Source organism: Phyllobacterium sp. P5_D12, assembly GCF_054049495.1.
This window is the reverse complement of the sequence record NZ_JBFUMG010000132.1, coordinates 1-10,182: the sequence shown is the minus strand read 5'-3', so window position 1 is coordinate 10,182 and position 10,182 is coordinate 1. Positions and strand designations below refer to the sequence as shown.

The 10,182-nt window shown below is 58.6% G+C and carries 10 protein-coding genes; 1 reads left to right on the top strand and 9 read right to left on the bottom strand.

What is annotated here, in order from left to right; genetic code table 11:
• Nucleotides 1-126: 126 nt before the first annotated feature.
• The 9 genes from ACXJ5O_RS11210 to ACXJ5O_RS11170 form a co-directional block, all read right to left on the bottom strand.
• Entirely contained in the window at nucleotides 127-1,185 is a 1,059-nt protein-coding gene (locus tag ACXJ5O_RS11210) for a hemin-degrading factor (protein ID WP_457299964.1), read from the bottom strand.
• 22 nt (nucleotides 1,186-1,207) lie between these two features.
• The gene (gene hemP, locus ACXJ5O_RS11205; RefSeq protein ID WP_457299963.1) at nucleotides 1,208-1,417 is read right to left on the bottom strand and encodes a hemin uptake protein HemP; all 210 of its coding nucleotides are present in this window, start codon (nucleotides 1,415-1,417) and stop codon (nucleotides 1,208-1,210) included.
• A 300-nt stretch (nucleotides 1,418-1,717) separates the two neighbouring features.
• Nucleotides 1,718-2,665 (bottom strand): substrate-binding domain-containing protein, encoded by a 948-nt coding sequence (locus ACXJ5O_RS11200; RefSeq protein ID WP_112531534.1) that lies wholly within the window; start codon nucleotides 2,663-2,665, stop codon nucleotides 1,718-1,720.
• 113 nt (nucleotides 2,666-2,778) lie between these two features.
• Nucleotides 2,779-3,789 carry an ABC transporter permease gene (locus tag ACXJ5O_RS11195; protein ID WP_112531535.1) on the bottom strand — a complete coding sequence of 337 codons (1,011 nt, stop codon included), beginning with the start codon at nucleotides 3,787-3,789 and terminating at the stop codon, nucleotides 2,779-2,781.
• A complete protein-coding gene (locus ACXJ5O_RS11190) occupies nucleotides 3,786-5,333 on the bottom strand; it encodes a sugar ABC transporter ATP-binding protein (protein WP_457299962.1) in 1,548 nt (515 codons plus the stop codon). Before ACXJ5O_RS11190 ends, ACXJ5O_RS11195 begins: the two co-directional genes overlap by 4 nt.
• Nucleotides 5,333-6,505, bottom strand: coding sequence for a Gfo/Idh/MocA family protein (locus tag ACXJ5O_RS11185; RefSeq protein ID WP_457299961.1), 1,173 nt, complete (start codon nucleotides 6,503-6,505; stop codon nucleotides 5,333-5,335). Before ACXJ5O_RS11185 ends, ACXJ5O_RS11190 begins: the two co-directional genes overlap by 1 nt.
• Nucleotides 6,506-6,516: 11 nt before the next feature.
• Nucleotides 6,517-7,572: a sugar phosphate isomerase/epimerase family protein gene (locus ACXJ5O_RS11180; RefSeq protein ID WP_457299960.1), complete on the bottom strand. Its 1,056-nt coding sequence runs from the start codon at nucleotides 7,570-7,572 to the stop codon at nucleotides 6,517-6,519.
• Between the two features lie 28 nt (nucleotides 7,573-7,600).
• A complete protein-coding gene (locus tag ACXJ5O_RS11175) occupies nucleotides 7,601-8,617 on the bottom strand; it encodes a LacI family DNA-binding transcriptional regulator (RefSeq protein WP_457299965.1) in 1,017 nt (338 codons plus the stop codon).
• 100 nt (nucleotides 8,618-8,717) lie between these two features.
• Nucleotides 8,718-9,743 carry an Ldh family oxidoreductase gene (locus tag ACXJ5O_RS11170; RefSeq protein ID WP_457299959.1) on the bottom strand — a complete coding sequence of 342 codons (1,026 nt, stop codon included), beginning with the start codon at nucleotides 9,741-9,743 and terminating at the stop codon, nucleotides 8,718-8,720.
• A gap of 85 nt (nucleotides 9,744-9,828) precedes the next feature.
• Between ACXJ5O_RS11170 and ACXJ5O_RS11165 the strand changes: the two genes are divergently transcribed.
• Nucleotides 9,829-10,182, top strand: a 354-nt coding sequence (locus ACXJ5O_RS11165; protein WP_457299958.1) for a GntR family transcriptional regulator, incomplete at its 3' end; no start/stop codon positions are given.

The following is a 10,182-nucleotide window of genomic DNA, read 5'->3' as shown; positions in this document are numbered from 1 at the left end:
GCCGATGGAGACTACACGACTTGCATCGGGAATGGGGCCGGAGATTTCTTCGGCAACCGCATTCGCCGGCAGCGCCAGAATGCCGAGCACTGCCGCTATGAGCGGGAATTTTTTCATTGTGATTTCCTATGCCGCAGCGCGCATCAGGCGCGGCAGAGCTTCGACGAGCTGACGCCAATCGCCACGTTCACCCGATCCCTCGTGGCGCTTGCCGAAGAACTGAATGATCATGTCGCCTTCGGCACCGTAGGCTTCGAGCGAGGTAACATGCCCGTCCTTGGTAGGCTTGCGCACTGCCCAAAGCTCGGCAATGTGATCAGTACGCAGATGCATATGAAAGGTTTCGTCGAGGATGTTGATCCACGGGCCCATCGGCTTCACGTTGTGAATTGGTCCCGAATGAATCTGGATGCAACCGCGATTGCCGATAAAGCACATGATCGGCAGCTGCTCCTGCGCTGTATCGTGCATCATTGCGGTCAATGCGGCCGTATCGAGTTGCCACGCGTAGTCCTGTCCGATCACCTGTACCGCCTGATGACGGGTCATATTCAGCGAACGCAGGATGCCGAAAAATTCGTGTACATCCTTCATCTGGGTCCAGCGGTCGCGCAAGCCGGTCGCGTCCAGTTCTTCAAGCTCTGCGGTTTTTTCCTCCGGCTTCGGCAGGGCTATCAGTTGCACGGACTGTGACTGATCATCGAGACGAAGTTTGGCTACGAGAGTTTGGTAGGCTTCCAGATTGGAGGCTGGGCGAAGGTGGATCTTGTGGATGGCCTCGCCGGCTGCATCGAAAAATTGCAGGCTGCGGCGTACGTCTTCGCCGTCCTGCTTTTCGACGGCAAAGCCATGTGCCCAGGCATTGGGAAAAAGCCGCATATCGATCTGCTCGCCGAGCAGCATGGAGGCGTGCTTGCCGACGATCGGCTTGTCATAGACACCGATCTTCTCATGTACGGCGCTCTCGTTGCGGGTGAGCGCCATCACTTCGCCAAGCGATTCGATTTCAGTCAGAAAGGTTTCGATGTGCGGGTTGATGCGGACGACATTGATCCTGCAATAGGCGGCCACCAGATCGGCTTCTGAGATCTGCAGCTGCAGCGCAAGGTCGCGCTCGCGCATTTTCGGGTTGTCCGCCCGCGCCTGCCGAATTGCCTCGGGTGTTGGTTTTACTGCGTCAGTCATGTTTCTAGCCTGTTGATGGGAATTATTTATTCAGGATCAGTTTGCCCTGCCGGGTAATTTTGAGACGGTAGAGAGAGCCAGCGTGTTCAATACCAACCTCATTGGTGCCGTCGAAAAGGATGTCGCTACCGTAGACGCGGATGTCCTTTTGTATCGGCGCGGTAAAATTGGCGCGAACCGGCGCAGTGTTGGGGAGACGCACCTGCATATCGATGATTTGACGTGGGGACATGGCAGTGAGCCTTTTCTGTTCCTTTTTGTCCGGGACAACGCTGCCCGCATCATCCCGCTTATTTAAACTTGACTATCTTATTCATCTTTATTACTCAACCTAAACGAGAGTCAATAACTCAAGTTAAAAAGACCTTCCAATTTGCAGCAAGCATTGGCCATAGCATGACCGCTGTTACAGCCATATTCCTGCTTGCCGCAACAGGGTGGCGTCGGGGTTAGAGTCCCCCCGGCGCCAACCCTGACCAAACAAAAAGGGCCCTTGCGGGCCCTTCTTTTTCAATGGGATATGCGTCTCAGATCAGAAGGGCGAATCCGGGAAGTAGAACTCCTTGGCGTTATCCTTGGTGACCAGCGTGGCATCGAGGATGTATTTGCCGCGCACAGGAACCTGGTCGTAGAAGTTTGCGACCGTGAGTTCCATTGCCGTCGCAATCATTGAAGGCGGATAGAGCACGTTGATCGGTGTCATTGCATCGCCGTCGGCAACGCGCTTGATCATGTCCTTCATGCCGGCGCCGCCGATGACCATCTTGATGTCAGTGCGCTTTGCCTGGCTGATGGCCTCGAGTACGCCGACAGCCATATCGTCATCCTGGCACCACACGGCGTCGATCTTCGGAAACTTGGTCAGGTAGTCCTGCATGATCTTGAAGGCATCGTCGCGTGACCAGTTACCGAATTGCTTGTCGAGAACCTTGATACCGCTACCGGCGATCGCATCGTCAAAACCCTTCTGGCGCTCTTCGTCGATGACGATCGGCAGACCACGGATAACGGCGACGTCGCCAGTCTTCAGCGTGTCCTTGAGGTATTCGCCAGCGACGCGGCCGAGCTCCGGGTTGTTACCGGCAACATAAAGATCCTGAATCGTCGGATCGGACAGAGCGCGGTCAACCACGGTGACGAACACGCCCTTTTCCTTGACTTGACGCAGCGGATCGGTCAGTTCGTCGGAATTGTGCGGCAGGGTAACGAGCGCGTCGATGCCCTGCGTGGTCAGGTCTTCCAGTGCATTCGCCTGCGATGCACCATCCGGCGAAGTCTTGATGGTGATCTTGAGGCCCGGATGAGCAGCTTCAAGAAGCTTGGCAGCCCGTTCGGCGTGGTAGACAACGCCGCCTGTCCAGCCATGATCTGCCGCCGGAATGGAGACAGCGATGTTGACCTCTTTTTTGTCCTGAGCGTAGGCGAAGGTCATGGTCGAAGCGAGCGCCGCCCCGGCAAGACCGATCAAAAGTTTACGCATTTAGTTTCTCCCAATTTAGCTCGGGCCTTGATTGCGGCTCGGTGGGTGGCCCTTTTCCCCCCGTTCCCTTAGAAGGAGCAGCCTCCCGCCCCCTTATGCGTATAGTCTGCCGACTATTTTTTCTTTTGCAGGGTGCGCTGCACCAGCATGGCGATAATGATGATCGTGCCCTGTACCGCGCCGATCAGATATTCACTGACGATATTCGACAGCACCATGATGTTGCCGACGATCTCCAGCATGAAGGCGCCGCAGATCGTCCCCCAGATGCGGCCGACACCGCCACGCAGTGCAGTGCCGCCGATGACCACTGCGGTGATCGCCTGCAGCTCCCATAGCATGCCTGTTGTCGTGGTCGCCGCGCCGAGGCGCGGAACGTAAACGACGACGGCGATGGCGACGCAGATGCCTTGAATGATATAGGTCATGGCGCGGACGCGATTGACGTGGATCCCCGAATATTTTGCCACATCCTCGTTTGAACCGACGGCGATCACGTGTCGTCCGAACGATGTCTTGTAAAGGATGAACGCGCCGAGCAGGCCGGCTGCAATGATGACCCAGACCGGTATCGGCAGGCCGAGAAACACCCCGGTATAGACCGGGCGGAACATATTGCGCATCGCAATGGATTTCATCGCGATCGAGCCGCCATCCGCCAGCCAGACCGTGACCGACCGGAAGATCGCCATGGTGCCGAGCGTGACGATGAAAGGTTCGATCTTGCCGATGGTAATGACCGCACCGTTGAGCAGCCCCGCAAGAGCGCCGACACCGATTGCAACCACGATACCCGTGGCCAGCATGGCCATGTCGCCATCGATTGCTCCTGAATTCAGGAACAGGATCATGATGCCGGCGACAAGCGCCGCCATGGATCCAACCGACAGATCGAGACCGCCTGCGGAAATGACGAATGTCGCGCCAATCGCAATGATGGCAATGAAGGACGACCGGGTGAGGACGTTGAGCAGGTTGTCGATCGACAGGAAATTTGGATTGACCAGCGCACCGAGAACGAACAACGCGGCAAGCGCCAGGAATGGCGCAACGGCCGTCTTGTCGAGATCCGCCAGCTTGCGGCCAAAACCGCGTGTGTCGGTGATTGTTTTCGTGTCGGTCATGCGTTCCCCGCCGAGTAAAGCTCTGCTTCGTTGATTTTGACGCCAGTGGCGTAGACGACGATTTCGTCTTCGGTCATCGCCTCGCCCGTAACCTCGCCAACAATGCGTGACGAACGCATGACGAGGATACGGTGGCATATGCCGATGAGTTCCTGCATTTCCGAGGAAATCACGACGACCGATTTGCCCGCCTTGGCGAGATCGGCAATGAATTTATAGATCTGTTCCTTGGTGCCGATATCGATGCCGCGTGTCGGTTCGTCGATGATGACGATGCTGGGCTCAAGCAGCATCATCTTGGCCAAAAGCAGCTTCTGCTGGTTGCCGCCGGAGAGCTGCCCGGCAAGGAGGTCGCGGCGACGGGCGCGAATATCGAAATCGGTAATCGCCTTGTCGAGGCTGTTATCTTCACGCTTGCGCTCGATGAGCGGACCTCTGGTGAACTTCTCCAGTGTTGCCAGTGTGAGGTTCGTACGCAGATCCTGCGCAAGGAGCAGCCCTTTGCCCTTGCGATCTTCGCTCAGGTAAACGATGCCCGCAGCCATACTGTCGCGCACCGTTTTGAACTTGACCGGATTGCCGTTGAGCTTGACTTCGCCATGGCCGGTGCGCAACCCGACGATGCCTTCGAGAAGCTCGGTCCGGCCAGCGYCGATCAGCCCCGCAAAACCCAAAATTTCGCCTTTGCGCAAGGTGAACGATGCATCGCGTGCATATCCAGGGACATCGAAGTTCTGGACCTCCAGCACGTTCTGATGGCTCGCCGTATCCTCGCGCTCCGGATAGAGCTTCGACATGTCACGCCCGACCATCAGCCGCGCCATATCCACCGGCTGCAATTCCGAGGCGTCGCGTGTGGCGATGAGCTTGCCGTCGCGCAGCACCGTGATGCGGTCGGCGATGGCGCCGACTTCCGGCAGGCGATGCGAGATATAAAGGATGGCCACACCCTTGTCCCGAAGATCGCGGATAACCTTCAGCAGCGCTTCCGTTTCGAACGGTGTCAGCGACGCGGTCGGCTCATCGAAGATCACGACGCGATGCGGCACCTGAAGTGCGCGAGCGATCTGGACCAGTTGGCGCCGGGCGATGGAAAGCCGAGAAATCTGGGTCGTCGGATCGATATCCGCTCCGAGACTTTGCACAGCTTCGGCGGACTGGCGGTTCATCTCGCGGTCATTGACCATGAGCCCGCGCTTCAACTCGCGTCCCATGAAGATGTTTTGCGCTACGGTCAGGTCGGGCGCCAGCAATATCTCTTGGTGCACCAGCACCAGACCACGATGTTCCGCGTCAACGGGTCCGGCAAAACTTACCGGTTCCCCATCCATCGCGACGGTACCGCGCGTCGGCTTTAGGTGTCCGCTCATGAGCTTCATCAGCGTCGACTTGCCGGCACCGTTTTCGCCGATGATGGCATGCACTTCGCCGGGCATGACGCTCAGGCTGATATCCGTCAGCACTTCGACCGGGCCGAACGCTTTGGCAATACCTCGTGCTTCGAGCACCGGCACAGTCGCAGCCTTGGTTGGGTTGTCGCTCATCACACCTTCGTCCAGACGCCGCCCGCCTTGGACGACTTCACCGCTGCCTCGATGAATTCCATCCCCGCAAGCCCATCGTCCACAGTCGGAAAAATCACATCCTTAGGCTGCTTTTTTCCACTTCGTGCAGCGATGATCGCTTGCGCAGCCTCTGAATAGATGTTCGCGAAGCCCTCGAGATAGCCTTCCGGATGGCCGGATGGAACGCGGGTCAAACGCGCTGCCTCCGGCGATGCGCCAGCACCTCCGCGCGTGAGCAACTGCTTCGGTTTGCCGAAAGGCGTGTACCAGAGATAGTTCGGATCGGCCTGCGTCCATTCCAGCCCGCCCTTGGTGCCGTAGATGCGCAGCTTGAGGCCGTTCTCATTGCCTGGCGCCACCTGGCTCGTCCAGATCATGCCCTTGGCACCGCCGTCGAAGCGCATAAGAATTTGCACATCGTCGTCGAGCACCCTGCCCTCGCCAAAACTGGTGAGCTCAGCGCAGAGTTGTTTGAGCTTGAGACCTGAAACGAAGCAGGCAAGATTATAGGCGTGCGTGCCGATATCGCCGATAGCACCGCCCGCACCCGAACGCTTCGGATCGATGCGCCATTCGGCCTGCTTGTTGCCTGTGGCTTCGGTTTTCTCTGTCATCCAGTCTTGCGGATATTCCGCCTGCACGACGCGAATGTCGCCGAGCACCCCCTTTGCCACCATGGCGCGCGCCTGCCGCATCATTGGATAACCGGTGTAATTATGCGTGACGACGAAGAGCTTGCCGGTCTTGTTGACCAGCGACACGAGTTCCTTGGCTTCCTTGACCGTGGTGGTCAGCGGTTTGTCGCAGATGACGTGGATACCCGCTTTCAGGAATGCCTTTGCCGCCGGGGCGTGCATGTGGTTCGGCGTGACAATGGAAACCGCTTCGATGCCGTCAGGACGCTTGGCCTCGGCCTTGGCCATCTCCTCGAACGAGGTGTAGGCGCGGTCTTCGGGGATACCGATTTCCTTCGCGGAAGCTTTGGCGCGCGCCGGATCGGAAGAGAGCGCGCCTGCAACGAGCTCATACTGGTCGTCCATGCGCAGGGCAATACGATGGACCGCGCCGATGAAAGCGCCCTGCCCGCCTCCGACCATACCGATACGAATGCGGCGGCTTGCGGATTTCTCCTTGGATGCTCCAATAGCCATTATTCGATCCTCTATTTCAGGCCAAGAATACGGCGATTGGCCGCGTCGTCGGTGCCAGAGCCGGCAAAATCATCAAAAGCGCGCTCGGTGACACGGATCAGGTGCGCGTCGATGAACTGCGCTCCCTCGCGCGCGCCGTCTTCCGGATGCTTCAAGGCGCATTCCCATTCAAGCACTGCCCAGCCATCGAAATCATAGGCGGTCAACTTGGAAAAGATCGCACCGAAATCAACCTGTCCGTCCCCGAGCGAACGGAAACGGCCTGCACGATCGACCCACGACTGGTAGCCGCCATAAACGCCCTGCCGGCCGGTCGGATTGAACTCGGCGTCCTTGACGTGAAAGGCTTTGATCTTCTCGTGGTAGATGTCGATATAGTCGAGGTAGTCGAGCTGCTGCAGGACGAAGTGAGACGGATCATAGAGGAGATTGGCGCGGGAATGATTTTTCACCCGCTCAAGGAACATCTCGTAAGTGATGCCGTCGTGCAGATCTTCTCCGGGATGGATCTCATAGGCGGCATCGACGCCCTGCTCGTCGAAGTAGTTCAGGATCGGTGTCCAGCGTTTCGCCAGCTCATCGAATGCCGCTTCAACGAGACCCGCCGGACGCTGCGGAAACGGATACAGGAACGGCCAAGCGAGTGCGCCGGAGAAGGTCGGTATAGCCTTCAGGCCGAGGTGTTTTGAAGCGCGCGCTGCACGCTTGAGCTGATCCACTGCCCACTCTTGCCTCGCCTTCGGATTGCCATGCACTTCCGGTGCGGCAAAGCCATCCATCAGCTCGTCATAGACAGGATGAACCGCCACGAGCTGGCCCTGAAGGTGGGTCGCGAGTTCTGTGATGGTCAGGCCATGCGAAGCGGCGACACCGGCGATCTCGTCGCAATAGTCCTTGGAATCTGAAGCCTTCTTCAGATCGATGAGGCGCCCATCCCAAGCCGGTATCTGAATACCCTTGTAGCCCAGCCCTGCTGCCCACCCGCACATGGCATCAAGCGAATTGAACGGCGCTGCATCGCCCGCGAACTGCGCGAGGAAAATGGCCGGTCCCTTGATCGTCTTCATGTCAATCCTCCAATTCCAGATTTTGCCGTCAAGGCATGTTGTCCCTGAGAAATATGTCGATGCGAATATGTTCCTGACCCGGCACGATCGGACGTCCCTCGCGCAAGGCAGTCAGGATGCGGGCAGCGCTGCGCGCCATATGACCTGTATCCTGATTGATGAGCGCGTCCACCGTGCCGCGGACGAGATGGCGGCGCGTCGAGGGCGTCAGTTCGTGCGCGACGAAGATCACGTCGGAAACGTGGTTTGTCGCTTCGAGTGCAGCGATGACGCCTGCTTGCCCGCCGCCGGCATTGTAGATGGCGACGAGGTCCGGATGATCCCGCAAGAGCGAGCGGGTGACGGCCTCAACGCGTGCGTTCTCGTCACGGGCCTCGCGCACAGGAAGCACTTCGAGATTTGGATATTCTCGGGAGAGTATCTGTTCGAAACCGAATTGGCGCTCGACGTGATCGCGCAATGCCAGCGACCCGGCGATCATGCCGACCTTGCCCTTGCGCGGCCCGACGAAACGGCCGATCAGCGAGGCGGCTGTCCGTCCGGCGGCAAAGTTGTCGATGCCGACATAATGCGCCCGCCGTGAATTCGGCACGTCGGACACGAGAGTAAGTACGACCACGCCGGCATCGGCAAGCGCGTTGATCGCCTCGGTGACGGCGGGATGATCGAGCGCAACGACAGCGACACCGTCTATGCCGGACGGAAGCCTTTCGAGGGCCGCCGCGAGTGCCTCGCCGTCGAACGTATCGACGTGCTGGATCGACAGGCGGACACGCTCTTGCAACTGCCGCTCGCGCGTGGCGCGGAACTCGGCGCCAAGGGCCATCATGAATTCATTTTCGCCGGTGGGTAGGATGATGCGGAAATCATAGTCGCGTCCGCGAGCGAGCCGGGACGCGTGTGGATCCGGTAGAAAGCCAAGCTGTTTGATGGCCGCATTGACGCGTTCGATGGTGCGCGCGTGCACACCGATCCTTCCGTTCACGACACGATCGACCGTTGCTAGACTGACACCGGCTTCTCGGGCGACGTCTTCGAGCGTCATCTTCCCCACGAGAATTCTCCTCCGCCTAAAGTCTTAGATCAGCGAAATGAGGTGTGCAACTCTTTTTGAGTGGTTTTGATGGGAAAAATTGGCGGCCCGACTAAAAGCCAAGAAACGCCGCTGTATCGGGATCGAGCGGTATGCCGTCTCGCAGGCGCTGCTCTTCCACGGCCCATTCGCGATCGCCTGGCGCCATGACCTTCCCGCCATCAACTGCGGGAACCGCCCTAAGCTGATCGAGATAGGCACGTATGCCTGCGGCGAAGATGTTCGCGCCTGCGAAGCGTGCAGGATCGATAGCCAGAAAGAAATGTCCCATATTGCGCGGCGTCGATATGTCATCGCTGTCGACCATCGGGATAAAATCAGGGTCGAGCGTCGTACCTGTCAATACGGCGGAAAGTAGTGTCGCGACACCGGCAAGTCCGGCACCCTTGAAACCGAAATCCGCACCACCAAGTGGCAACAAGATCTGCGCAACATTCGGATCGCGGGTCGGTGCGCCGGCAGCGTCTGCTGCAACGCCCTCAGGCAACTCTTTATCCAAGGAACGGTAGAGCAGGACGCGGTTGAGCGGGATGGACGAAGTTGCCATGTCGAGCAGCCATGGTTTTTCGCCCTTAACCGGCGCGGCAAAGGCAAGCGGGTTGGTTCCGTGAAATGGCTCGGCACCGTCGAAGAGCGCCACGACCGAATTGGTATTGGTGGTGGCAAAGCCGATCATGCCTGCTTCCGCAATGGCGAGCGCATAAGCGCCTGCGGCCCCTAAATGTGAGGAACGTGTCGCACCAACGGCACCTATGCCGCTTTCGCGGGCGAGCTCGATGGCGACAACCACAGCGCGATATGCGGTTAGATGGCCAAGCCCATTGTCGCCGTCGACCATGGCCGTGGCAGGACCGGTGCGGTGGCATGAAACAGCAGCTCGCGCATTGACCCGCCCGCCGCGCAGGACCTTGCAATAATGTGTGATCAATCGCGCGCCATGACTGTCCACGCCGAGGAGAGATGCGTGCATCAGGGCTTTTGTCGTAGCGGCTGCTCCCTCATCAGGGACGCCTTCGGCCACAAGTGCGGCCAGCAGGCGTTTCGCAAGCTCATCAGCCTTAACGAGAATTTCCGCCATCTGCTCCACCATCCCTACAAGTATCTAGGTGTCTATACGGCTAATATATGATATCTCAGATATAAGTACGACAGGAGATGTCTTTGTGACCCTGACGCTTGCGAGAGGTCCTTCACTGACGGAACAGGCGGCCGCGCATATTCGCAGCCGCATTGTACACGGAACGCTGCAGTGTGGCGAACCCTTGTCGGAAYTCGCGCTGGCTCAGGAACTGGGCGTCAGCAAGACTCCGGTGCGCGAGGCGCTTCTGGAACTGAAGCGTCAGGGCCTAGTCGAGATCCACCCCCAGCGCGGTACCTTCGTCTTCGAAATGAGTTCGGCCCAGGTCGTGCAACTCGCCGAGATGCGTTCCATACTCGAACTCGCCGCCCTTCGGCTGGTCATGGATCGCAATCGGGATGCCCTGCGCCACCGTTGGGCGGAGCTTGTCGCTGACATG